This window comes from Clostridium budayi (assembly GCF_055396605.1).
On record NZ_AP042456.1, the window covers coordinates 290,216 to 314,613 of the forward strand.

The window sequence follows — 24,398 nt, forward strand, 5'->3', positions numbered from 1 at the left end:
AACACAGAGGATATATGTAAATACAAAAGTTAAATACGTTCTCTTTAAATGTAAATTATTACAATAAAAAACCTAGGAATTTTAAATTCCTAGGTTTTTTATATTTATAAGCTAAAAAAAATTATATTAAATTATCATTAGTACTACAAATATTGCATAGGTTTTATAAATGAACTAATTAATTTAGGCAAAAAATGTTTTAGGAGTTTTTAATATGGGAATAAAAGAGAAGATGATGAATCAAATAATAAAGATAAAGGTAAAAGAAATAACAAAAGGACAAATAATATTTGAAATGAAGTGCTTAAAGATGGTATCTAAAGAGTTTGAAATATACGAAGAGTTCCTTCATAAGGCACTTAAAAAGTTAAAAGGGATAACAAATGTGTATGTAGATATGAAAGAGGGAAAAATAGCTATAAATTTTAATGAAGATGAGCAAGATGCTAATAAAGTTATAGATTGGGCTGAAGAAGTAAGGCGTATAGGAGTTAAAAATTCAGATCTCATAGCAAGCAAAGGAAAGACAGATTTAGAATATGTCGTAAAAACTATAGAAAAACAGTTAGATGATTCTTTAAAAAAGCATAGTTAAAAAAATAACGAACAAAATTCGACAAGGTTCGAGGAGTTGATATAACTGGGATAATGCCAAATGGATGCATTAAAAATATAAGCCTATTGTTAATATATTAACAATAGGCTTATACTTAGTTAAAACTTTAACAAAGTAGGAAATTTAAATCAAGAATAGTTCATTGGGGAGCATTAAGAGGTAGTTAAGTTCTTATAGTATTAGCTTAAATGTAATAAATAGGATTATAAGTTAAAAATATTTAAAATGATGGATAAATAATGGATAAATGATGAATAAAGTGTTAAAATGTGTATGACTTTTGAAATAAATGGGAGGGTTAATATGCTATTTAGTAGTTCGATATTTGTATTTGGTTTTTTGCCAATATGCTTAATATTCTATTATTTAATTCCAAATAGAAAAATTAGAAATTTATTTCTATTTTTAGCTAGTATATTGTTTTATGCGTGGGGAGAACCGGTATTCGTACTAATAATGCTTTCATCCATAATACTTAATTATATATTTGGTATGTTAGTTGAAAAGTATAATTATAATAAGCAGACAAGTAAAATATTAATTGTTATTATGCTTATTTTTAATCTTGGAATTTTATTTGTATTTAAATATATAGGATTTTTTGTAACCAATGTAAATGAAATATTTAATTTAAATTTATATGTTCCAAAGATTCCACTTCCTATAGGAATTTCATTCTTTACATTCCAAGCAATATCTTATGTTATAGATGTTTATAGAAGAACTGATTCAGACGGAGATGTAATAAGAGCTCAAAAAAATCCTGTGAATGTAGGGCTTTATATTGCATTATTTCCTCAGCTTATTGCAGGACCTATTGTTAGGTATAAAACTGTTGCAGAACAAATTAATAAAAGGCATGAAAATTTCAATGATTTTAGCGAAGGGGTTAGGCGTTTTATAATTGGACTTTCAAAAAAGGTACTTTTATCAAATAATCTTGCTTTAATTGCAGATAGAGCTTTTTCCGTTCAACCTGATGAGATATCTGTATCATTTGCCTGGCTTGGTGCTATATGTTACTCATTACAGATATTTTTTGATTTCTCAGGATACTCAGATATGGCGATAGGACTTGGAAAAATGTTTGGATTCCACTTTTTAGAGAACTTTAATTATCCTTACATATCAAAATCTGTCTCAGAATTTTGGAGAAGATGGCATATTTCACTTGGAAGCTGGTTTAGGGATTATGTGTATTTTCCTTTAGGTGGAAGTAGAAAAGGCATAAAAAGAACTATATTTAATCTTTCTGTAGTATGGTTCTTAACAGGATTCTGGCATGGTGCTAATTGGACATTTATGTCATGGGGAATGTATTTCTTTATTTTTATTGCAATAGAAAAAGTTATAGATATTAGAAATAAGAAAAAGGGTAAAGATAAGAATAAAAAAGACAGTATACCTATATTAGCATTTAAACATACTTATGCAGTATTAGTTGCAGTATTTGGATGGGTTTTATTTAGATCAGATACTATAGGGTATGCGGCTAAATATATTAAATCTATGCTTGGGCTTAATGGAAATAGTTTAATGGATAACTTAACAATACTTTATGTAAATGAAAATATTGTATTTTTAATATGTTCAATAATATTTAGTATGCCAATTGTAGAATATTTAAAGAAAAAATATAAAGATTTAATGGATAAAAGAGAAATAAATAAAGGATATAGAATTTTAGAAATATGTTATGACTTTGGATACGTTGCTTTATATATAGGAGTATTTTTAATTACGATGTCTTTCATAATTAAAGGTGCATATAATCCATTTATATATTTTAATTTTTAAGGAGAAATGATTATGAGTGGTGTAAACAGAAGAAATAAAATAATGGCAGTGGCATTTTTGACTATAGTAGGTGTTATTACTGTAGGAACGTTTAAAAATATTTATAATGAAAAAGATTTAAAAATATCCAATAATAATATGAAAAAGGCTATTTCTGATGTTGATAATATATTAAATGAAAATTTATATAATAAGATGAAATTTATAGAATTCAATGGATTAGTTCAAAGAGCTATGAATAAAAAAGTAGTAGAAGATGTTGAATCATGGCGTACAGTTGTTAAAGATAAAAATAACTATCTACACTTTAACTTAACTAGTAATCCTATAGATTTAACAAAGCAAACGGAAAGTATTATTAAACTTAGAGATTTTACTAAGAAAAATAATATTGATTTTATGTATGTACAATCACCATTTAAGGCTACTGGAGAAGTAGGTCAATTACCAACTGGGGTTGATGATTATTCAAATGAGGTAGCAGACAACTTTTTAAAAAACTTAAGAGAAAATAATATAAATACATTAGATTTAAGAGAAGAAATGAAAAAAGATAATATAGATTATAAAGATGCATTCTTTAAAACAGATCATCATTGGAAGCCTGAAACTGGATTTTGGGCTACAGGGGAACTAATAAACAAGCTTAATTCAGACTATGGAATGAGTTTAGATAAAGATAATATAAATAGGGATATAAATAATTATAAAGAGATTAATTACAATAAAAGTTTTGTAGGAAGTCAAGGAAAAAGAGTTGGTAAGTATTATACAGAAGTTGATGATTTTAATATGTATATACCAAAATTTGATACAAACCTTACAGTTACAAAATATAATAATGACAGTAAAGTTATGAAAACAAAAAAAGGAAACTTTGAAAATACCATAATAGAAAAATCTTTATTAAAGGGAGATATTTATGAAAATAAATATGCATCTTATTTAGGTGGAGATAATGAATTTAGAATAATAAATAATAAAGTAAATAACAATAAAAAAATACTTATATTAAAGGACTCTTTTGTGCTTCCTGTTGCATCATATTTAAGTTTAAGTGCTAAAGAAACTAGAGTGCTCGATCTTAGATATTATAATGGTAAGGAGTACGATTATATAAAAAATTATAATCCTGATATAGTTATAATGATGTATTATCCAGGATCTTTATCAAATATGAAAACTTTTGATTTTAAATAGTGTTTATTTATAAAAGTGGAGCAAATTATTATTGCTCCTTTTTATATAAAAGAATATATATAATTTTTTTTGTATATGATATAATTGAAAATAATATATTTATAAAATTACAATTTATGGGAGAGTGATAATTTTTGGACTCTAGTTATACGGGGCAAATTATTCTATTAGTAATTTTACTTGTATTGTCTGGATTTTTTTCAATGTCAGAGACAGCTCTTATGTCTCTAAGCAAGATAAGAATAAGACATATGGTTGAAGAGGGTGTAAAAGGATCTAAATTGGTAGAAAAGTTAATTGAAGATCCAAATAGGCTTTTAGGAGCTATTTTAATAGGTAATAATATAGTTAATATAGGTGCATCAGCAATTGCAACATCATTAGCCGTAAAAATATTTAACGGTAGTGAAAGTGCTGTAGCAGTAGCCACTGCAATTATGACTGTACTTGTACTTATTTTTGGAGAAATTACTCCAAAATCTATAGCAAAGCAAAAATCAGAGCAAGTTGCTCTTAAAGTAAGCAAACCAATACAATTCTGCGTAGCTATATTTAAGCCATTCGTTGCAATGTTTACTGCTATTTCATCAGTATTTATTAGATTATTTGGAGGAGATCCAAAAGCAACAGAACCATTTATTACAGAGGAAGAGCTTAAGACAATGGTTGGCGTTAGTGAAGAAGAAGGTGTACTTGAAGATGTTGAGAAGGAAATGATATTTAATGTATTCGACTTTGCAGATCTTCAAGTTAAAGATGTAATGGTTCAAAGAGTAGATGTAACTGCTATTGATGTTAATGATGGATATGAGGATATACTTAAAGTAATAAAAGAAGATCAATTCTCAAGAATTCCAGTATATGATGATACTATAGATGATATAGTTGGTGTACTTAATGTAAAAGATCTTATAATAGCTGACAAAAGAGATTGTAAATTTAAAGTTACTGATTATATGAGAGAACCTTTATATACCTTTGAATTTAAGAAAATAACAGAATTATTTAATGAAATGAAAAAATCAAGAAATCATATGGCAGTTGTACTTGATGAATATGGTGGAACTGTTGGTATCGTAACAATTGAAGACGTTGTTGAGGAAATTGTTGGAGATATTGAAGATGAATATGATAAAGAAAGAGAAATGATTGAAGTAATTAAAGAAGATGAATATATAGTAGAAGGAAGTGCTAGACTCGACGATATAAGTGATCTTATAGGGGTTAATATGGAATCAGAAGAATTTGATTCTGTTGGTGGTCTTGTTATAGGAGAACTTGGAAGAATTCCTGAAGCGCAAGAAGAAGTTACAATAGGTAAAATAAGATTTGTTGTAGAAGAAGTTGAAAAAAATAGAATTATGAAAGTAAGGATATATACTTAAAAAGGACAGATAAACTGTCCTTTTTTAACATAATCATAGCGTGGTGATTTTTTTTGGAATATATAGAATTAGCAATTAAAGAAGGTTATAAAGCGCTAGAACTTGGTGAAATTCCTGTTGGAGCAATAATTGTTAAAGATGATAAAGTAGTTGGCAGAGGACATAACTTAAAGGAAAATAATAAAAGTGTAATTTCACATGCAGAAATAATAGCAATAGAAGAGGCTTGCAGAAATACTGGTGATTGGAGACTTACAGGTTGTGAAATGTATGTAACTTTAGAGCCTTGTCCTATGTGCGCTGGAGCAATAATGCAAAGCAGGATATCAAAATTACATATAGGAACTTTCAATCGGGATATGGGGGCCTGTGGTTCTATTGTTGATTTGGTAAATAATAGATATTTAAATTCATATTTAAATATTAACTGGCTTTATAATAAAGAATGTAGTGATATAATAACAAATTTTTTTAAAAATCGTAGAAAAGAAAATAAACTTCTAAAGAAGAAAGGGGAGGGGTATGATGAATAATCCAGTTGCATTTGAAGTTTTTGGATTTGAAGTTATGTGGTATGGAATTCTAATTGGAATTGGAGTTATATTGGCATTTATACTTGCGTATTTTAATGCAAAAAGAAAAAATCTAAATTTTGATACATTAATTGATTTATTTTTGGTTTGCTTTCCTTGGGCTATTGTTGGAGCAAGAGCATATTATGTTATATTTGAGTGGAATAATTATAAAGATAATTTAGTTGATATATTTAATATAAGACAAGGTGGGCTTGCTATACATGGAGGGCTTATAGGAGCTTTTCTAGCGGCATACATATATACAAGAATAAAAAAGATAAACTTCTTAACTTATGCGGATTTAGTTGCACCATCAATAATACTTGCTCAGGCAATGGGAAGATGGGGAAATTTTATGAATAGTGAAGCGCATGGAGGCATAGTATCTTATGAATTTATATCAAAGTTTCCTAATTTTATTCAAAATGGAATGCATATAAATGGACAATATTATCATCCAACATTTTTATATGAATCTATTTGGGATGTATTAGTTTGTATTGTATTAGTTATAATATTAAATAAGCTTAAAAAAGGATATGAAGGTATTGTAATTAGTTCTTACATGATACTTTATTCTCTAGGAAGATTTTTTATAGAAGGACTTAGAACTGATAGTTTAATGTTTATGGGCTTTAGAGTAGCAGAGCTTATATCGTTAGGATTAATGATTTTAGGAGTTATATTTATAATTTGTATTTTAAAAAGAAAAAGGGAAAATATTCATAACTAAGTAAGTGAAATGAATAGTTCACTTAACTATTGAACTAAAATAATATTTGTGTTAGAATGAGAAAGTATTAATAGAGAATTCACAGTTTAAGATGTGAATTGTATATTAATCTTAAACAAATAAGCTATTTAGCTTTAATAAATTTAACACTTTTATGGAGAGATGTCCGAGTGGTCGAAGGAGCACGCCTGGAACGCGTGTGTAGGGGAAACTCTACCGTGGGTTCAAATCCCACTCTCTCCGCCAGACCGTGCTAGATGGGGAGTTAGCGGTGCCCTGTAACCTGCAATCCGCTACAGCAGGATCGAATTCCTCGGGGAGGCTTTAGTTTGTATGGCCTGCCCTATGTAAGTGGTGTTGATGGCTGGGTCCCACGCAACGGGAGCCCATGAACCTTGTCAGATCCGGAAGGAAGCAGCAATAAGTGGTTCCTTCCGTGTGCCGTGGATCAATCTGGCCTGAGCTAACTGCATAGGTAACGCATATAAACTACTGTCGAAGCGGGGTGCACGGTTTTTTAATGTAAATTTTGAATATTCAAATATAGATTATATTCAATAAAATAATTAATTAAATTAGGTTACTCTTCAATAGGATTAACAATATAGGATACAAAACAATAGGATAAGAAAGAGAGGGAGCTTTATAGACTATTAAGTTTATAAAGAACCCTCTTTTTCTTGTTATAAAAATAAAAAACTACCCTAGTAATATAGGGTAGTTTAATTTTATTTTCTAATAAAATCTATAAACTCAAAAATTAATCCACTTTTATCATCAGTTTTATCATCAGATTTGTGGATAACTTCCCATTCGTTTATATCAATCTGTGGAAAATATGTATCTGCATCAAATTCCTTTTTAACTTTTGTTAAATATAACTTCTTTGCATAAGGCATAAGTAAATTATAAATTTCTCCGCCACCAATTATAAATACTTCTTCATCTGAATCTTTAAAATTATTTATAACTTCATCTAAGTTGTGAAGTACAGTAACTTTATCAGAATCTACTTTAAAGTTAGTATCTCTAGTTAAAACTATATGAGGTCTATTTGGTAGTATTCCAGGAAGAGACTCAAAAGTTTTTCTTCCCATAAGAATTTTATGCCCTGAAGTTATTTCTTTAAATCTTTTAAGATCTTCTGAAATATGCCATAAAAGATTATTATCTTTTCCTATTGCATTATTAGAAGCTGTAGCAACAATAATTGATAACATTAAACTGATACCTCCATTTTGATTGCTTTATGGTGTTTGTAGTCTACAAGTTTAATGTCCTCTGGTGTAAAGTCATAGAAATCTTTAATCTCAGGATTAATCCAAAGTTTTGGAGCTTCATATGCTTCATCTTTTCTAGTTAATTGAAGTTTCATTCCTTCAACTTGATTTTCATAAATGTGAGCATTATTTATAACATGAGTAAATAATCCAGGCTTTAATCCTGTTACTTGTGCTAAAAGATGTACAAGTACAGCATATTGACTTGTATTAAAAGGTACTCCTAGTGGAATATCACCTGAACGTTGAACAAGCATACAGTTTAATCTTCCATCTGTTACATCCCACATAGTTAAGAAGCAGCAAGGATGAAGGGCACCTGTATCAAGATATGGAATTTGCCATAGATTTATCATCATTCTTCTATCTTGAGGATTATTTTTAAGGGCATCTATTAATTTATCTAATTGATCAAATTTTTTAACAACCCATCCATAAGATGTTCCGATAGTTCCGTCTTCCATCATCCATTCATTCCAGATCTTAACGTTTTGTTCTTGTAATTTTTTAACGCTGTTTGATTGGTCCTTATATATCCATAAAAGTTCCTTTACAGCAGTTTTAAAAGCCACAAATTTAGTTGTAAGAATAGGGAATTCTTTTTCTAAATCAAATTGCATTATTTGATGTGGAAGTTTATATGTAGCCACTCCAGTTCTGTTTTGGTCATAGTATCCATTTTCTAAAATCTTTTCTACAATGTCAAGATATTGATTATCATATAAGCTCATTTAAAAAATCTCCTCTCGTTTCATTTCATATTATTTTATCATATTATTAGTATTAAGTAGTTAAAAAAAATAAAAACTATAAAAAATAAAAAACGTTAGTTCAAATTTAAACTAACGCTATGTGTAAACACATTAATATTATAAATATTAACCCAAGTGCTTTATGGGCATGGATACTTTTATTAAAAATTCTAAAAATGCCAGTTATAAGCATTAAAGCTAAATCAAGAACAGCTAAAACTCCAAAAATATATCCTATTGTCCACTTGAATCCTAAATGTAAGAATATATAAGCATGAAGTAGTATTATTGAAAGAGCTAATAAAGCTATTATTATATGAAATCTTTGAAAAATTTTAGATATGTTTAATAAAATTTTTCTAACCTTTGCTAATATAGTGTTCTCTAAAAATTCACTTTGAACTTCTTTTGGAATATCTATATGAACTTTATTTAATACTTTATCTAGTATATTTACTCCTTTTTGATTTAAATTTTTAATTATAAATCTAAGAAGAAATAAACCAATTGCTAAGAAAAATCCTATTTCAGCTATTGTTGCAAGTGATTTTGCAAAATTCTTTAATATTTTAGGATTAAAATTTATTAAGTAATTATTTGAAACGGAATAATAAATAAATATAGCTGAACATACTGCAACTAGTATTCCTACTACAAAATATATTAAATGATTTTTTTGCATAGGAAGCAATTTTTTCTTCATGTTAATCACCTCGATTATTTTATATAAAAATATTAGCATTAAACTATTTAATTTTATTAGATGTAAACTAAATTTAAAAAAATATTATGTTATTTGACATAAAAATATAATATTATTATTGAAAACAATAATAAAGGGGCATAATTACTAATAACTGTTTATACGTAGTTTTATTAATTTATTTATTGTATAATTAATATAGAATTTAACTTTAGAAAAAGAGGTGACAAAACCTTGGCATATACAGCGTTATATAGAGAGTGGAGACCAAAAACATTTGAAGATGTAATAGGTCAAGAACATATAACAACAACACTTAAAAATCAAATATTAAACGAAAGAATTGCACATGCATATCTTTTCTGTGGTACTAGAGGAACAGGAAAGACATCAACAGCAAAGGTATTTGCAAAGGCTTTAAATTGCCTTGACTTAAAAGATGGAGAACCTTGCAATGAATGTGAGATGTGTAAAAAGATAAATGAAGGATTAGCAATAGATGTTACAGAGCTTGATGCTGCTTCAAATAATGGGGTTGATAAAATAAGAGATATTATAGAAGATTCTAAATATCCACCTCAAGAAGCTAAATATAAAGTATATATAATGGATGAGGTTCACATGTTATCAACAGGAGCCGTAAATGCATTCCTTAAAACTCTTGAAGAGCCACCAGCAAATGTAATATTTATATTAGCAACAACAGATCCGCAAAAACTTCCTATAACAATACTTTCAAGATGTCAAAGATTCGATTTTAGAAGAATAAATAATACAGAAATAACAGCAAGACTTAGAAAAATTGTTGAAAATAAAGGTGTATTTGCAGAAGATAAAAGCTTAGATCTTATAGCAAGAGTTTCAGATGGTGCTATGAGAGATTCATTAAGTATATTAGATCAAGCAATTGCAATGGGAGATGGAAATGTAGATTACGATGAAGTTGTTTCAATGCTTGGACTTGTTACTAATGAGTATTTATTTGAACTAACAGAGGCTACAATAGAGAGAAATATAGAAAAAGCAATGACTATAATTGAAAAAATAGTTTATGCAGGAAAAGATGTATTTTTATTTATTAAAGATTTAATAGCTCATTATAGAAATCTTTTAATGATTAAAGTTACTAATAATCCTGAAGAAGTTCTTGATATGTCTCTTGAAAATATTGCTTTAATAAAAGAACAAGGCGATAGAATAAGAGTAGAAGAGATTATGAGAAGTATAAGAATACTTCAAGAAGCTGAAAATAATGCAAAGATGTCAAAACAAGCAAGATTATATTTAGAGCTTGCAATAATAAAGATTTGCAAAATAGAGTATGATACATCAAATGAAGTAATACTTGGTAGATTAAATAGATTAGAATCAGCTATAAAGGCTGGAAAGATTCAAGTAGTCAAAAATGCACAAAGTAGAGATGCAAGTGCAAATCTACAAGGTGCAAATACTTTAAAAAAGCCAATGCAAAGTAGTCAAACTACTCCAGAGGAAGCTATGAACAAAATAGAGGCTGACTTAAATCTTTCAAGTGACGTAACATTACAAATAGTAAAATCAGCTTGGAAAGATATATTAGAAGAATTTAAAAATAGAAGAGCTATGATACTATACGCTTCAATTACAACAGGAAAACCTGTAGAGTGTAAAAATGGAGTAATAAATGTTCAATATACTGATGAATACTCATTTAATAAAAATAGGCTTGAAAAGCCAGAAAACAATAAGTTAGTAAATGAAGTTTTCTCAGAAGTTTTAAGAAATAATGTAAGAGTAAAATTTACAGTTCTAGAAGGATCTCATGAAAATAAGCCTACAGAAGAAATGTTAAGTGAGATGATAGGTGACGAATTTTTAGAGATAATTGATGAATAATAGGTTATAAATTAAGGTACATTATTTTAGATAAAGCATAAATTATAAAATAAGTATAGATAATTAAATACTAATATGTTATGTATAGTAAAGTCATAAAAAATGCTATATAATTAAAATTAGATTTTATTATTAAGGAGGAAATATATATGGCAAGAGGCGGATTCCCAGGCGGTATGGGAGGAATGAATAATTTAATGAAACAAGCACAAAAAATGCAAAAGCAAATGGAGCAAATGCAAAAAGAGCTTGAAGAAAAAGAATTTGTAGCATCAGTTGGAGGCGGAGCTGTAACTGTAACTGCAAATGGTAAAAAAGATATATTAGCTATTAACATAAAACCAGAAGTAGTAGATGAAGATGATGTTGAAATGTTAGAGGACTTAGTATTAAGTGCTGTAAATGAAGCATTAAGAAAAGCAGAACAAGAAACTGCAAACCAAATGGGTAAAGTAACTGGTGGAATGAACATACCAGGACTATTCTAATAAGTTAAATTTAGATTTTAAGAGTCGGTTTTAAACTGACTCTTTTATTATTTAAAATTAAGATTATAATAATTGATAATTTGAAATAATTGTATTAAACTAAAGACTACAATTAAATATTTAAATATAGAATTATATGTTTGAAAGGGAGAGAAGTGATGGAATTTTATCCAGTTGCAATAGAAAAACTTATAGAAGAATTCGCAAAATTACCAAGTGTAGGTCAAAAGACAGCTCAAAGATTAACACTTCATATATTAAATTTACCAGAAGATGAGGTTAAAGAATTTGCAGACGCTCTAGTTAAAGCTAGAGGAACAATAAAATATTGTTCAGTATGTGGAAACTTCACAGATTCAGATCCATGTGCAATATGTTCTAATCCAAGTAGAGATAAGAGTACTATTTGTGTAGTAGAACAGCCAAAGGATATAATGACAATGGAAAAGGTAAAAGAATATAATGGACTTTATCATGTACTTCATGGTAATCTTTCTCCAATGCAAGGAAGAGGACCTCAAGATATTAAAATTAGAGAATTAGTTGCAAGAATGAAAGAAGAGATTAAAGAAGTAATAATAGCAACAAATCCTAATATAGAAGGAGAAGCAACAGCAATGTATATTGCAAAGATTCTTAAGCCTCTAGATGTTAAGGTAACTAGAATAGCTGCAGGTATTCCAGTTGGAGGAGACTTAGAATATGCAGATGAAGTAACACTTTCAAAAGCGTTAGAAGGAAGAACTCAAATATAAAAAAGAGACTCAAATAAATGAGTCTCCAATATAGATGGGAGTTAGAAGTTTTGTTTGAGAATGAGTGAAAAGCTTCTTATAATAATAGGTTATGAAGTTATTAAAAATATGTTCCTAAAAATTTCCTAAAATTCGTATACTAGCTTGTACTTTTGGATAGACTTATAGTAAGAGTAATATATTTGGGGGGCTATGTATGAGTAAGGATATTTTAGTGGATTACATTAAGAGTGTCTTAAATGGGGATCATGAAAATGCAAGAATATTAAAAGCTATAGATGAGACTAAATTAGAAATTCAGGCAGCTAAAAGTGTCTTTGATAGTGTAGATGATCCATTATTGATTGAAGCTGCAATATATGCAGAAGAAGCAGCAAGAAAAAGATACTCTCACTTAATGACTTTAGCAAAACAAAGAGGAATTACAGTAAACAGAAACTATATTTTATCGAAAAATATTAAGTTTGCTGAATAGATGAGGTGTATTATGGATATGAACTTACTTATATATGGAATAATTGGACTAGTTATTCTGTATGTAATTATTAAGCTATTAAAATGGCCAATAAAATTATTATTAAATGGAATACTTGGAGTAGTAATGCTGTACTTAGTAAATATGGTAGGAGTATACTTTGATTTTTCTATACCAATAAATATAATAAATGCTTTAATAGCAGGTATACTTGGTATACCTGGAATTGTAATACTTATAATATTCCAATTATTCTTTTAATAGCTTAAAGATGAGCGGTGAAAAATGAGTAAAAAGAAAGATAGTTAATGATAACTATCTTTCTTTTTTATTTATTATTAAATATTATTTAAATAATAGTAGAAAACATTTACAAAATGTTATATATTAATTATGTATAGGGTTAACTCTTATTTATCACCTTTCTGAAAAGGTTTTCTGGGGATAGGAGTAACAAAAGAGGAATGAGGGGTCATATATTATATAAATAATAACATGACCCTCTCTAGTAAGGAGCGAATAATGGAAAGATTACATGAACTTAAAAATGGAACAGATATAAGAGGAGTATCTTTAGATAATAAAGAAAGACCTGTAAATCTTACTGTAAATGAAGTTAGACTTATATCTAAAGGTTTTTATGAATGGCTACAAAATAATAAAAAAGAGAAGAAGTTAAAAGTGGCTGTTGGATGTGATTCAAGATTATCTGGAGAAGACTTTAAAAAAGAAGTAATAAACACTTTATTAGCTTATGGAGCTAAAGTATACGATTGCAAAATGGCAACAACTCCAGCGATGTTTATGACAACTGTTATGGAAGATTATAATTGTGATGGGGCTATAATGATAACAGCAAGTCATTTACCTTATTATTATAATGGCTTGAAATTTTTCACTAAAGATGGCGGAGTGGACAAAAAGGATATAGATGAAATAATAAATCTTTCAGTTAATAATACTTTAGAAGAAAGTAATGATGGTAGACTAGAAGCTAAAAGATTAATTGATGACTATTCAAAGATATTAGTAGATAAGATAAGAGCAGCAGTAGATAGTAAAAAAAATTATAACAAGCCATTAGAAGGTCTTAACATAATTGTTGATGCCGGTAATGGTTCAGGCGGATTTTTTGCAAATAAAGTATTAGAAGAACTTGGAGCAATCACTAAAGGAAGTCAATTTTTAAATCCTGATGGAAACTTCCCAAATCATATTCCAAATCCAGAAAATAAAGAAGCAATAGAGTCAATCTGTAAGGCTGTAATTAAAAATAAAAGTGATCTTGGAATAATATTTGATACAGATGTAGATAGGGCTGCTATAGTTGATAAGTATGGTAATCCTATTAATAAGGATGCTCTTATTGCATTAATATCAGTTATAATTCTTAACGAATATCCAAGTTCATCAATAGTAACTGATTCAATAACAACAGATGGACTTAGTAGATTTATAGAAAAATTAGGCGGAAAGCATCATAGATTTAAAAGAGGATATAAAAATGTAATCAATGAAGGCATAAGACTTAATGAAGAGAATGAAGAATGTCATTTAGCAATAGAAACATCTGGACATGCCGCTATAAAAGAAAATTATTTCTTAGATGATGGTGCATTTTTAGTATCAAAGATATTAGTTTATGTTGCGAAGTTAGCAGAAAAAGGACAAGATATAGGTGAGCTCATAAAAGAGCTTGAAGAACCACTAGAAAGTATCGAATACAGAATAAATATAGATAGAGAAAATTATAGAGATTTTGGAGAGGGAATATTAAAAGACCTAGAAGAATGTATAAAGAATAGCGATGAATTTAAATTACCAGAGAAAAATTATGAAGGGGTTAGGGTAATATGCGATTCTCAAAAGCATAATGGATGGTTTTTACTTAGATTATCATTACATGAACCTTTACTTGCTCTTAATATACAGTCAGATGTAAAAGATGGAGTAAAAAATATAGAAGAGTTTATTAAACAATTTTTAGCAAACTACAAATTACAATTTTAGATAAAACTTAACTAGTTTAGTTTTTAGCTTTTCACATAATAAAAACGTGATATTAATTTTAAATATCTTAAAATTAATATCACGTTTTTTCTTATTTACCTAAATATGATACTGATATTAAGAATTTGTTAAGAAATTAATAAGAAATAGTACAATTTAAAATTAAGATTTTGCAGTTATCATTAAAATATAGAAAATATTGGAGGGGTAAACAATGAATGTTTTAGAAGTCAAAGGACTTAAAAAGGTTATTGGTAAAAGAGAAATAATAAAAGATTTAAACTTCTCGGTTAAAGAAGGGGAAATATACGGTTTCTTAGGTCCAAATGGTGCAGGTAAGACAACTACAATAAGAATGCTTGTAGGACTTATACTTCCTACTGCTGGGGAAGTAAAAATATGCGGAGAAAATCTTAAAAATAATAAGGAAAAAGCTTTAAAAGATGTTGGAGCAGTTGTTGAAAATCCAGAACTTTATAAATATCTTTCAGGAAGAGAAAATCTTATGCAAATTGCTAGAATAAGAGGAGTATCTAAAGAAGAGGTTCAAGACCTTATAAAGTTAGTTGGATTAGAAGCTAGAATAAACGATAAAGTCAAGAAATATTCCTTAGGAATGAAGCAAAGACTTGGGCTTGCAGCAGCACTTATAGGAAATCCAAAACTACTTATACTAGATGAACCAACAAATGGACTTGATCCATCAGGAATTATAGATTTTAGAAAAATAGTTAAACAAGCAGCTAAAGAAAGAGGAATGGCTGTATTTGTATCTTCACATATATTAAGTGAAGTTCAACAACTTTGTGATAGAGTTGCTTTTATAAATAATGGTGTTATTAAAGCTGTAGAAGATATGAATGATGCAGTAACTGGAACAGAAAAAGAAAGTTTAACTTTAGTTACTTCAAGTAATAAAGAAAAAGTTATAGATATATTAAGAAATCAACCATTTGTACTTACATCAGAAATAAACGAAGCAGGAATAAATATAGTAGTCCAATCAGGAACAACTCCAGAACTTGTGAAAGCCTTAGTAAAATCGGATGTATTAGTAGAAGAGATTTATAGAAATAGAGAAGGATTAGAACAAAGATATATGGAACTTGTGGAAGGGGGTATAAGATAATGTTATTTACTTTAGTAAAAAATGAACTTATAAAAATATCAAGAAGATCTAAGACATGGATAGTATTTGGTCTATTTACTGTTGCAATAATTGGATTTATATGTATGGGAAAAGTAAGTGCAAACCAAATGGAACACTGGAACTCTCCACAAGGCCAAATTGAAAATATGAATCGTGAAATAGGTTGGATTAATGAAAGTATTAATAATTCAGAGTCAGAGATTAAAAGTGGTAGATTAGATAAAGAAACTACAAATAATATTAAAGAACAAATTAATTATGATAAACAAAGAATTAAAGAATTAGAAGCACAAATAAAAATTCAAGAAAAGAAAATTGAATCACCAGAAAATGTTGATTGGAGAGAGGAAGTTAAATCTGAAATAACTGATTTAAAAGCACAAATTAAGGAAGCGGAATCAATTAAAAGTAACGAAAATAAGGATATTATAAAAAGTTTAGAAGAACAAATTTCAAAAAATCAATATTATTTAGACAATAATATTGAACCAATAGATAGTTGGGAGTTCTTCCCAAGCAATATTGCAGTTCAAATTATGATGATACTAGGTATGGGAATATTAGTTGCAGGTATTGCAGTATTTATGAGTGATATTATATCAGGAGAATGTACTCCAGCTACAGTTAAATTCTTATTAGTTCAACCGGTATCAAGAGCAAAGGTTCTACTTTCTAAGTTTATTGCAATAGTACTTACAGTAGTATCAATGATATGTGGTGTTGAGTTAGCTGCCTTTGGAATAGTTGGAGCATTTACAGGATTTGATGCAGTTAAGATGCCAGTTACTTTAGGACAAAAATATATTATAAATCAAGAAGTTCTAATTAAAGAAGGACATAAACAACTAGAGTTAGTTGCAGGTTCAGGATATCAAACTACTATGGGAGATTTAGTACTTAAAGGATTCTTACTTCAAATATTATTTATAATTGCATGTTGTGCATTTATATTTATGATATCTTCATTATTTAAAAGTAGTATGATAACAATGGCAGTATCTGTTATAGTTTCCGTTGCAGCTGTAATGTTACCAGCAGCAAGTTCAAAGATTGCTGAATATGCACACTTAAGTTTTTTAAGCTATGGTAATACACCATCAGTACTTGCGGGAGATATAGCATTCATGTATCATAATAATGTTAACTTTAGCTTGCAACTTGGAATAGGACTTATGATTGGAACTATAATAATTTCATATATAATTGCTCACTTTGTATTTACAAAGAGAGATATGTTAGCATAAAAAATAAATTCCACTTATCAAAAGATAAGTGGAATATTTTTTATATAAATTATTATCTAAATATATCTAAGTTTAATTTATCAGAAATATCTTTAAGTAGTTTCATACTAGCTACACTATTACCCTGCTTATCAAGGTTAGGACTAAATAATCCAACTCCACACCTATTAGGAACAGATGAAAGAATTCCTCCACCTACACCACTCTTTGAAGGTATACCAATATGAACTGAGAATGCACCAGATTCATCATAAAGTCCACAAGTAACCATTAATGATTTAACAACTGTTGCTGTTTTTACAGGGAATAATCTTTCATTATTCCAAGGGCAGACCCCTTCATTTGCAAGGACAGCACCCATTCTAGCAAGTCCAATAGCTGTTACTTCCATAGAGCATTGTCTAAAGTATGTGTCTAGTATGTCTGGAACATCCCCATCTAACATACCGTTACCTTTCATGTAATAAGCAAGAGATCTATTAATATCACCGGTTCTTTTTTCGGATAAATAAATTTCTGTATTTAGTTTTACGCCATCATCACCCATAATCTTTTTAAAGAAATCTAAAATTCTAGCAGAGCGTTCTTCTGTATCTTTACCTTTAACTAATGAAGTTGTAGCTATAGCGCCAGCATTTACAAATGGATTTGTTGGTTTTTTACTACGATTTATCTGCATATTCATAATTGAATTAAAAGGAAAACCTGTAGGTTCTGTGCCTATTTTTTCAAACACTTCATCTAAACCATTATCTAAGGTTGCAAGAATAAGAGTAGGGACTTTAGAAATACTTTCTATAGCAAATCTTTTATCATAATCACCTGCAAAGAGCTCTTTATTACTATTTAAGTCATAAATTGCAACACCTAATTGATTAGAATCCACTGTTGCGAGTCCAGGAATATATGTTGCCACATGGCCATCTTTAATATACTTTTTATTCTTTTCTACTAAAATTTCTAATTCGCTATTACTAATCACAAAAATCACCTCGTGCCATTATTTTGTATATTTGCATATTTAAGTGTTTGCCCAAAGCATAGCACTTTAAATTTTACTATTCAACAAACTATTTATGAATATCTGCATATATTTGTAAAAATAATAAGAATGAAAAATTTAAATGAAAAGTGCATTAAGGGAATTTTCATTTAAATATACATGTATCAAAGCAAGATAGTTAGGAGGATATGAATATTTTATATAGGGTTATAATGAAAATATATAAGTTAATAAATTAAAAAGTTTTAAAAAAAACATATTAATTTGTTTGTTATAATGATTATATAAATGAAAAGAGGAGTGTTTTTATGTCAGCAGGAATTGCGGTGAATTGTGCAGAATGTCCAGAAAAGAAAAATGGTAATTGTGATGGAAAGGACTTACAATGCGTTTGCTTTAAATGTCCAAGAAAATTAAGCGAATGTATGATAACTAAATATTGTAGAGAAACAGAATCCGTATTATATTTTGGGCCTGAATATTAAATTTAAGGAGGTGTAATTGAGGGTTATGAAAGAAAAGAAATTAAATGAGCTAAAAAGATATATTGAAGATATATCTAAAATGAATTCAGCATTAGAGATTATTTATTGGGATACACAAACTAAAATGCCTAAGAAAGCGATAGAACAAAGGTCAGGCATTATAGAATATTTATCAGGTGAAATATTTAAAATGAAAACTTCAGATAAAATGGGAGAACTTTTAGATTATTTTAAAGACACAGATGAATTATCAGAAGTAGATAAATTAATAGTAAAACATGCTAGAAAAGATTATGATGAAACAAAAAAGATTCCAGAAGATAGATATAGAGAATATGTAGTGGCTCAGGCTCTATCAGAAAATGCCTGGGAAGAGGCTAAAGAACAAAAGGATTTTGAAATATTTAAGCCCCATCTAAAAAAGATGATAGATTTTCAAAGAGAGTTTGTAGAGTACTTAGGATATAAAGATAACAAATATGATACTTTATTAGATAAGTATGAAGAAGGACTTACTGTAAGAAAACTAGATAAAATATTTAGTGAACTTAAGTATGGAATAATTGAAATATTAAATAAAGTACAAAATAGCAAGAAAAAAGTTGATAAAAGCTTTTTTATTGGAAACTTTGATAAGGAATCTCAAGAAAAGTTTGCTTTATTTGTATTAAAGAAAATGGGTTATAGTTTTGAATATGGAAGGATAGATGAAAGTATTCATCCATTTACAACAAGCTTTGGAAATAGAGATGTAAGAATAACAACTAATTATAGTAATGATGATTTTACATCAGCTCTATTTAGTTCAATTCATGAAGGTGGTCATGGTATATTTGATCAAAGTGTTCCAGATAAACTACAAAGAACAGGACTTGATACAAATCTTTCTATGAGTATACATGAGTCTCAATCAAGATTTTATGAAAATATATTAGGTAGAAGTAAAGAATTCTGGGAATACTTCTTCCCATTTTTAAAATATGAGTTTAAAGAATTTGCTCATTTAAATTTAGAAGAATTTTATGAAGCTATAAATTATGTAAAACCATCTCTTATAAGAACAGAAGCTGATGAATTAACATACAGTCTTCATATAATTATTAGATATGAAATTGAGAAAGCTCTTATAAATGGGGATTTGGATATAGACGATGTAAAAGAAGAATGGAATAGAAAATACAAAGAGTATTTAGGCGTAGAACCAAAAGATGATAGTGAAGGAATTCTTCAAGATGTGCATTGGTCAGATGGATCCTTTGGATATTTTCCAAGTTATGCATTAGGTAATATATATGGTGCTCAAATTCTTCATCAGATGGAAAAAGAATATACAGGAATGTATGATGATATAAGAAATGGAGAATTTGGTGGAGTTAAGATGTGGCTTTATGAGAATGTTCATAAGAGTGCTGCATTATATTCACCAAGTGAATTAATAAAAAATATAACTAATGAGGAATTAAACTGTAAGTATTTTTTAGAATACCTATCAAAGAAATATTTAAGTATATATAAATAAAGTTTATTAAAGGCTAATATTATTGTAAATAAAGAATAGTATTAGTCTTTTTTATTTACAATATAGGGAATTATACAGATTATAAGGACATAACTGTAAAAACTATTAAGTTAATTTAATTAAAGCAATTAATATGTACATATATTGAATAAAATTATAACTATATATACATATTAGTAAAGTTTTTGAATAAAAAGTAATATTTAGATAGAAAAAGATTAAAGGTTATTTACTTGTAAACGATTAATATAAGCTATATACTAGTTTTATAAAATTAATAATTTTAAATTTTCTATTAAAATATTATCAAAATGGCTATATTACAAGGCTAAGGAGATATTTATATAAAAATATAAATAAATTGTGGAGTAAAACTAAGAGCAAAAGAGATTTTGAGATTATTTATAGGAAATTTTTTGTATAATACAATATAAATGAGAAAATGAATATTTTGGCGGAAAATACGACATTTTACACTGAAAATACCAGTTGCTATACTTGAGCCATAGAGCAGAATAAAAACGTTCTAATCGCTTTAATATTGTCGACAACATTAAGATTTGCAACAAATAAATATTTGAAGGGTCGTGAAATTATGGATAATGTTTCTAAAACAAGTAGCGGCAAGACTTTAGGTTTATTTGGATTTTTTGCAATAACAGCATCTATGGTAATGGCTTCATATGAATACCCAACATTTGCAACATCTGGATTTACCTTAGTCTTTTATTTATTAGCCGGAGGATTTTTATGGTTTATACCAGTAGCTTTATGTGCTGCTGAAATGGCAACAGTAGAAGGTTGGCAAGAAGGTGGTGTTTTCTCATGGGTTGGAAAAACACTTGGAGAAAGATTTGGTTTTGCTGCAATCTCATTTCAGTATTTTGAAATCTCAATAGGATTTATAACAATGTTATATTTCATATTAGGAGCATTGTCATATGTATTTAATTTTCCAGAATTAAATACAAATCCAGCAATTAAATTTATTGGCGTACTAGTTATTTTCTGGGCATTAACACTTACTCAAATGGCAGGAACAAAATATACAGCAAAGATTGCTAAAACAGGATTTATATTAGGTATTTTAATACCATCATTAATCTTATTTGGATTAGCAATAGCTTATGTAGTACAAGGTAATCCTATAGATGTAAAAATTAGTGCAAGTACTTTTTTCCCTGATTTTACAAAATTAAATACTTTAGTTGTATTTGTTTCATTTATATTAGCATATATGGGAGTTGAAGCATCAGCTACACATGCTAATGAAATGGAAAACCCAAAAAGAGATTATCCATTAGCAATGTTACTTTTAGTTGTTTGTGCAATAATTTTAGATACTATGGGTGGATTATCAGTTGCAGCAGTTGTACCTGAATCTGAATTAAATTTAAGTTCAGGATTTATACAAACATTTGCAGCATTAATTTCTCACTTTACTACTAATGGAGGTTGGATTGTAAAAATAATTTCATTAATGGTTGCAGTTGGTGTTATGGGAGAAGTTAGTTCTTGGGTTGTTGGGCCTTCAAGAGGATTATATGTAGCAGCTGAAAAGGGAATTTTACCAGCACCATTTAAAAAAGTTAATAAACATAACGTTCCAGTTCCACTAATTTTAGCACAAGGTATATTATGTACAATATGGGCAGCCGTTTTAACATTCGGAGGCGGTGGCAACAACGTTTCATTCTTAACTGCAATGTCACTTACAGTTGTAGTTTATTTAGTTGGATATTTCTTATTCTTCTTTGCATACTTCAATTTAGTATTAAAGAAAAAAGATTTAAAGAGAGCATATCAAATACCTGGAGGAACTGTTATTAAGATGATAGTTGGTATAGTTGGACTTGTAATGTCAATATTCGCATTCGTTATATCCTTTGTGCCACCAGCATCTTTAAATACAGCAAGTGCAAAAGAATATGAAACTATTCTTATAATAGGATTCTTAATAGTGCTTATAATTCCATTTGCAATATATGCAATTCATAATAAACATGGACATCCACATGGAGATAAACACACTAAAGAACCTGTTGAAGTTAAAATAAGAACTGCAAAAAATTTTGTTCCTCAAACTGCAGGAGGACATTATCAAATTAGAAGAGATACAGATAATATATTTAATCAAGAAGGATTTCTTTTATACGAAAAGAAAAGTTGATAGTTTATAAAAATATAGAATAACTTTGTCCACCTTGCTAGTCAGACTGAAAATACAAATTTACAGCCCGCTTAGATGAACAGTTAAAATAAATAGTTGAAAATAAAGGGAGGTATTACTATGTTATTTAGTAGAGATGATAAAATAGGAACAGATACTTATAAAACACCAATTTTTGGAGCAATGGAAGAAGATGTGGATTTACCAAAGTATAAGTTATCAAAAGAACCTGTAGAACCTAGGATAGCTTATAGATTGATAAAAGACCAACTTATGGACGAAGGTAACGCTAGATTAAATTTAGCAACATTTTGCCAAACTTTTATGGAAGATGAAGCTACAAAATTAATGGCAGAAACTTTAGAAAAAAATGCAATAGATAAGTCAGAATACCCTCAAACTACTGAACTTGAAAATCGCTGTGTAAATATAATTGCAGAATTATGGCATGCACCAGAAGATATGAAATATCTTGGAACTTCAACAGTTGGATCATCAGAAGCTTGTATGCTAGGTGGTATGGCAATGAAGTTTAGATGGAGAAATAGAGCAAAAGCTCTGGGAATGGATGTAACTAGCAGAAAGCCAAACTTAGTAATTTCATCAGGATATCAAGTTTGCTGGGAAAAATTCTGTGTATACTGGGATATAGAAATGAGATTAGTTCCATTAGATGAAGAACACATGAGTTTAGATGTAGATAAAGTTTTAGACTATGTTGATGATTATACAATTGGTGTAGTTGGTATACTTGGTATAACATATACTGGTAAATATGATGATATTAAAAAATTAAATGATGTTTTAGAAAAATATAATAAAACTGCCAAGATCTCAGTACCAATTCACGTAGATGCAGCATCAGGTGGATTATTTGCACCATTTATTGAACCAAATCTTGAATGGGACTTTAGATTAAAAAATGTAGTATCAATAAGTACTTCTGGTCATAAATATGGACTAGTTTACCCAGGAATCGGTTGGGTTATGTGGAAAGATGAAGAATACTTACCAAAAGAATTAATATTTGAAGTAAGTTATTTAGGAGGACAATTACCAACAATGGCAATTAACTTCTCAAGAAGTGCAAGCCAAATAATTGGACAATATTATAACTTCTTAAGATACGGATTTGAAGGATATAGAAGAATACACCAAAGAACAAAAGATGTTGCAATGTATTTAGCAAAAGAAATAGAAAATATGGGCTTATTTGAAATATATAATGATGGTGAAAACTTACCAATAGTATGCTTCAAATTAAAAGATGATGCAGGAGTAAAATGGACATTATATGATTTAGCTGATAGATTAGCAATGAAAGGATGGCAAGTACCTGCTTATCCACTACCAGAAAATCTACAAGATACTATAATTCAACGTATTGTTTGCCGTGCCGATTTAGGACATAGCATGGCTGAACAATTAATAGCAGATATGAAAGCTGGTATAGAAGTATTAAATAATGCAAAGGTAGTAAGTAATAATACTGTTAAGAATAAAGGAGCTTATGGATTTACACATTAATAGATAAATTTCTTTATATCAATTAAAAAAGGTCATACTTTCTATTAAGAGAGTATGACCTTTTTTAATTGATTTTTTGTATATATTATATTAAAAATCAAATATAAACTTTATGAAGTTTAGTTTAAAAAGGCTTAAATGAGATAAATAGGTAGGTTTAAAAATACATATGCTGCAAAAGTGGAAAAATATATAAAAATTCAATTCCAAATGTAGTTTTTGAAAATAATAGTAAAGAGATGTAAAGTTTTTTAATAAAAAAATAAAGAAGTAGTAAGGTAAATTTATTAGAATAGTTTGAAAACGTTTAATACGTTGAAATTAAAGAGATTATAAATTTAATAAAATAGAAATAATACTTAAAAATACCCCCTAGACCAGTAAAATAGAGGGGTTAGAGGTTTATTTGGAAAAATTAATTAGAAAATAAGAGATATATTGTGATTACGAGAGTTTTCACGACTAAATTTATATTTTATATAGAAAAAAATAAAATAATTCAAATTATATGGAATTTTAAGAAGAAATTTGGAAATTTACACATAAAAACAAGGTTGTTATACTTGGAGGCGAGAAGAGGGAAAACAAAGTTTTTACTCTTCTTGCCTAAACATGTCGACATATTTAAGTTCTCATAAATAAAATAATGAAGGGTC

General features: G+C 28.4%; 22 protein-coding genes, 1 tRNA gene and 1 other RNA gene. 20 read left to right on the top strand and 4 right to left on the bottom strand.

What is annotated here, in order from left to right; translation table 11 throughout:
- Window positions 1-214 precede the first annotated feature (214 nt).
- The 8 genes from ACZ5TJ_RS01385 (at window position 215) to ffs (ending at window position 6,819) form a co-directional block, all read left to right on the top strand.
- Window positions 215-595 carry a hypothetical protein gene (locus ACZ5TJ_RS01385; protein WP_464200823.1) on the top strand — a complete coding sequence of 127 codons (381 nt, stop codon included), beginning with the start codon at window positions 215-217 and terminating at the stop codon, window positions 593-595.
- 324 nt (window positions 596-919) lie between these two features.
- Complete coding sequence (locus ACZ5TJ_RS01390; protein ID WP_464200824.1) at window positions 920-2,413, top strand: MBOAT family O-acyltransferase; 1,494 nt, start codon at window positions 920-922, stop codon at window positions 2,411-2,413.
- A gap of 12 nt (window positions 2,414-2,425) precedes the next feature.
- On the top strand, window positions 2,426-3,613 hold the full coding sequence (locus tag ACZ5TJ_RS01395; RefSeq protein ID WP_464200825.1) for an alginate O-acetyltransferase AlgX-related protein: 1,188 nt from the start codon (window positions 2,426-2,428) through the stop codon (window positions 3,611-3,613).
- 134 nt (window positions 3,614-3,747) lie between these two features.
- Window positions 3,748-4,998 (top strand): HlyC/CorC family transporter, encoded by a 1,251-nt coding sequence (locus ACZ5TJ_RS01400; protein ID WP_464200827.1) that lies wholly within the window; start codon window positions 3,748-3,750, stop codon window positions 4,996-4,998.
- A gap of 53 nt (window positions 4,999-5,051) precedes the next feature.
- Window positions 5,052-5,531 carry a nucleoside deaminase gene (locus tag ACZ5TJ_RS01405; protein WP_464200829.1) on the top strand — a complete coding sequence of 160 codons (480 nt, stop codon included), beginning with the start codon at window positions 5,052-5,054 and terminating at the stop codon, window positions 5,529-5,531.
- The gene (gene lgt, locus ACZ5TJ_RS01410; protein ID WP_464202248.1) at window positions 5,524-6,306 is read left to right on the top strand and encodes a prolipoprotein diacylglyceryl transferase; all 783 of its coding nucleotides are present in this window, start codon (window positions 5,524-5,526) and stop codon (window positions 6,304-6,306) included. Before ACZ5TJ_RS01405 ends, lgt begins: the two co-directional genes overlap by 8 nt.
- A gap of 156 nt (window positions 6,307-6,462) precedes the next feature.
- A tRNA-Ser gene (locus ACZ5TJ_RS01415) sits at window positions 6,463-6,552 on the top strand.
- A gap of 2 nt (window positions 6,553-6,554) precedes the next feature.
- Window positions 6,555-6,819: signal recognition particle sRNA large type (gene ffs / locus ACZ5TJ_RS01420), an RNA gene on the top strand.
- 215 nt (window positions 6,820-7,034) lie between these two features.
- On the opposite strand, the gene ACZ5TJ_RS01425 is transcribed toward ffs, so the two are convergent.
- From ACZ5TJ_RS01425 to ACZ5TJ_RS01435, 3 genes are all read right to left on the bottom strand, one after another.
- Entirely contained in the window at window positions 7,035-7,526 is a 492-nt protein-coding gene (locus ACZ5TJ_RS01425; RefSeq protein ID WP_464200830.1) for a dihydrofolate reductase, read from the bottom strand.
- Entirely contained in the window at window positions 7,526-8,317 is a 792-nt protein-coding gene (locus tag ACZ5TJ_RS01430; RefSeq protein WP_464200831.1) for a thymidylate synthase, read from the bottom strand. Before ACZ5TJ_RS01430 ends, ACZ5TJ_RS01425 begins: the two co-directional genes overlap by 1 nt.
- 106 nt (window positions 8,318-8,423) lie before the next feature.
- Complete coding sequence (locus ACZ5TJ_RS01435; protein WP_464200832.1) at window positions 8,424-9,041, bottom strand: hypothetical protein; 618 nt, start codon at window positions 9,039-9,041, stop codon at window positions 8,424-8,426.
- Window positions 9,042-9,275: 234 nt separating this feature from the next.
- Between ACZ5TJ_RS01435 and dnaX the strand changes: the two genes are divergently transcribed.
- The 8 genes from dnaX to ACZ5TJ_RS01475 all read left to right on the top strand — a co-directional run bounded on the left by dnaX (window position 9,276) and on the right by ACZ5TJ_RS01475 (window position 17,038).
- The gene (gene dnaX / locus ACZ5TJ_RS01440) at window positions 9,276-10,916 is read left to right on the top strand and encodes a DNA polymerase III subunit gamma/tau (protein ID WP_464200833.1); all 1,641 of its coding nucleotides are present in this window, start codon (window positions 9,276-9,278) and stop codon (window positions 10,914-10,916) included.
- A gap of 149 nt (window positions 10,917-11,065) precedes the next feature.
- On the top strand, window positions 11,066-11,404 hold the full coding sequence (locus tag ACZ5TJ_RS01445) for a YbaB/EbfC family nucleoid-associated protein (protein WP_039312080.1): 339 nt from the start codon (window positions 11,066-11,068) through the stop codon (window positions 11,402-11,404).
- Between the two features lie 158 nt (window positions 11,405-11,562).
- Window positions 11,563-12,159, top strand: a complete 597-nt coding sequence (gene recR / locus ACZ5TJ_RS01450; RefSeq protein ID WP_464200834.1) for a recombination mediator RecR — start codon at window positions 11,563-11,565, stop codon at window positions 12,157-12,159.
- Between the two features lie 196 nt (window positions 12,160-12,355).
- The gene (locus ACZ5TJ_RS01455; protein ID WP_464200835.1) at window positions 12,356-12,634 is read left to right on the top strand and encodes a DUF2508 family protein; all 279 of its coding nucleotides are present in this window, start codon (window positions 12,356-12,358) and stop codon (window positions 12,632-12,634) included.
- Between the two features lie 12 nt (window positions 12,635-12,646).
- Window positions 12,647-12,895, top strand: coding sequence for a pro-sigmaK processing inhibitor BofA family protein (locus tag ACZ5TJ_RS01460; RefSeq protein WP_045724538.1), 249 nt, complete (start codon window positions 12,647-12,649; stop codon window positions 12,893-12,895).
- Window positions 12,896-13,156: 261 nt separating this feature from the next.
- Window positions 13,157-14,644 carry a phosphohexomutase domain-containing protein gene (locus ACZ5TJ_RS01465; protein ID WP_464200836.1) on the top strand — a complete coding sequence of 496 codons (1,488 nt, stop codon included), beginning with the start codon at window positions 13,157-13,159 and terminating at the stop codon, window positions 14,642-14,644.
- A gap of 214 nt (window positions 14,645-14,858) precedes the next feature.
- Window positions 14,859-15,773, top strand: coding sequence for an ABC transporter ATP-binding protein (locus tag ACZ5TJ_RS01470; RefSeq protein ID WP_464200837.1), 915 nt, complete (start codon window positions 14,859-14,861; stop codon window positions 15,771-15,773).
- Window positions 15,773-17,038: an ABC transporter permease gene (locus tag ACZ5TJ_RS01475; protein ID WP_464200838.1), complete on the top strand. Its 1,266-nt coding sequence runs from the start codon at window positions 15,773-15,775 to the stop codon at window positions 17,036-17,038. Before ACZ5TJ_RS01470 ends, ACZ5TJ_RS01475 begins: the two co-directional genes overlap by 1 nt.
- Before the next feature lie 52 nt (window positions 17,039-17,090).
- On the opposite strand, the gene glsA is transcribed toward ACZ5TJ_RS01475, so the two are convergent.
- Complete coding sequence (glsA, locus tag ACZ5TJ_RS01480; protein ID WP_464202249.1) at window positions 17,091-18,017, bottom strand: glutaminase A; 927 nt, start codon at window positions 18,015-18,017, stop codon at window positions 17,091-17,093.
- A gap of 332 nt (window positions 18,018-18,349) precedes the next feature.
- Between glsA and ACZ5TJ_RS01485 the strand changes: the two genes are divergently transcribed.
- The 4 genes from ACZ5TJ_RS01485 to ACZ5TJ_RS01500 all read left to right on the top strand — a co-directional run bounded on the left by ACZ5TJ_RS01485 (window position 18,350) and on the right by ACZ5TJ_RS01500 (window position 23,742).
- Window positions 18,350-18,526 (top strand): hypothetical protein, encoded by a 177-nt coding sequence (locus tag ACZ5TJ_RS01485; protein WP_039312067.1) that lies wholly within the window; start codon window positions 18,350-18,352, stop codon window positions 18,524-18,526.
- 25 nt (window positions 18,527-18,551) lie between these two features.
- Window positions 18,552-20,045, top strand: coding sequence for a carboxypeptidase M32 (locus ACZ5TJ_RS01490; RefSeq protein WP_464200839.1), 1,494 nt, complete (start codon window positions 18,552-18,554; stop codon window positions 20,043-20,045).
- Window positions 20,046-20,640: 595 nt separating this feature from the next.
- Complete coding sequence (gadC, locus tag ACZ5TJ_RS01495; RefSeq protein ID WP_464200840.1) at window positions 20,641-22,215, top strand: glutamate:gamma-aminobutyrate antiporter; 1,575 nt, start codon at window positions 20,641-20,643, stop codon at window positions 22,213-22,215.
- A gap of 120 nt (window positions 22,216-22,335) precedes the next feature.
- Window positions 22,336-23,742: a glutamate decarboxylase gene (locus tag ACZ5TJ_RS01500; RefSeq protein ID WP_464200842.1), complete on the top strand. Its 1,407-nt coding sequence runs from the start codon at window positions 22,336-22,338 to the stop codon at window positions 23,740-23,742.
- Window positions 23,743-24,398 lie beyond the last annotated feature (656 nt).

Excerpts from the sequence above, each read along its gene's own strand:
- ACZ5TJ_RS01385 (WP_464200823.1), top strand. The coding sequence starts at position 215 with ATGGGAATAAAAGAGAAGATGATGAATCAAATAATAAAGATAAAGGTA.
- ACZ5TJ_RS01390 (WP_464200824.1), top strand. The coding sequence starts at position 920 with ATGCTATTTAGTAGTTCGATATTTGTATTTGGTTTTTTGCCAATATGC.
- ACZ5TJ_RS01395 (WP_464200825.1), top strand. The coding sequence starts at position 2,426 with ATGAGTGGTGTAAACAGAAGAAATAAAATAATGGCAGTGGCATTTTTG.
- lgt (WP_464202248.1), top strand. The coding sequence starts at position 5,524 with ATGAATAATCCAGTTGCATTTGAAGTTTTTGGATTTGAAGTTATGTGG.
- ACZ5TJ_RS01425 (WP_464200830.1), bottom strand. The coding sequence starts at position 7,526 with ATGTTATCAATTATTGTTGCTACAGCTTCTAATAATGCAATAGGAAAA.
- ACZ5TJ_RS01430 (WP_464200831.1), bottom strand. The coding sequence starts at position 8,317 with ATGAGCTTATATGATAATCAATATCTTGACATTGTAGAAAAGATTTTA.
- ACZ5TJ_RS01435 (WP_464200832.1), bottom strand. The coding sequence starts at position 9,041 with ATGAAGAAAAAATTGCTTCCTATGCAAAAAAATCATTTAATATATTTT.
- ACZ5TJ_RS01445 (WP_039312080.1), top strand. The coding sequence starts at position 11,066 with ATGGCAAGAGGCGGATTCCCAGGCGGTATGGGAGGAATGAATAATTTA.
- recR (WP_464200834.1), top strand. The coding sequence starts at position 11,563 with ATGGAATTTTATCCAGTTGCAATAGAAAAACTTATAGAAGAATTCGCA.
- ACZ5TJ_RS01455 (WP_464200835.1), top strand. The coding sequence starts at position 12,356 with ATGAGTAAGGATATTTTAGTGGATTACATTAAGAGTGTCTTAAATGGG.
- ACZ5TJ_RS01460 (WP_045724538.1), top strand. The coding sequence starts at position 12,647 with ATGGATATGAACTTACTTATATATGGAATAATTGGACTAGTTATTCTG.
- ACZ5TJ_RS01465 (WP_464200836.1), top strand. The coding sequence starts at position 13,157 with ATGGAAAGATTACATGAACTTAAAAATGGAACAGATATAAGAGGAGTA.
- ACZ5TJ_RS01470 (WP_464200837.1), top strand. The coding sequence starts at position 14,859 with ATGAATGTTTTAGAAGTCAAAGGACTTAAAAAGGTTATTGGTAAAAGA.
- ACZ5TJ_RS01475 (WP_464200838.1), top strand. The coding sequence starts at position 15,773 with ATGTTATTTACTTTAGTAAAAAATGAACTTATAAAAATATCAAGAAGA.
- ACZ5TJ_RS01485 (WP_039312067.1), top strand. The coding sequence starts at position 18,350 with ATGTCAGCAGGAATTGCGGTGAATTGTGCAGAATGTCCAGAAAAGAAA.
- ACZ5TJ_RS01490 (WP_464200839.1), top strand. The coding sequence starts at position 18,552 with ATGAAAGAAAAGAAATTAAATGAGCTAAAAAGATATATTGAAGATATA.
- gadC (WP_464200840.1), top strand. The coding sequence starts at position 20,641 with ATGGATAATGTTTCTAAAACAAGTAGCGGCAAGACTTTAGGTTTATTT.
- ACZ5TJ_RS01500 (WP_464200842.1), top strand. The coding sequence starts at position 22,336 with ATGTTATTTAGTAGAGATGATAAAATAGGAACAGATACTTATAAAACA.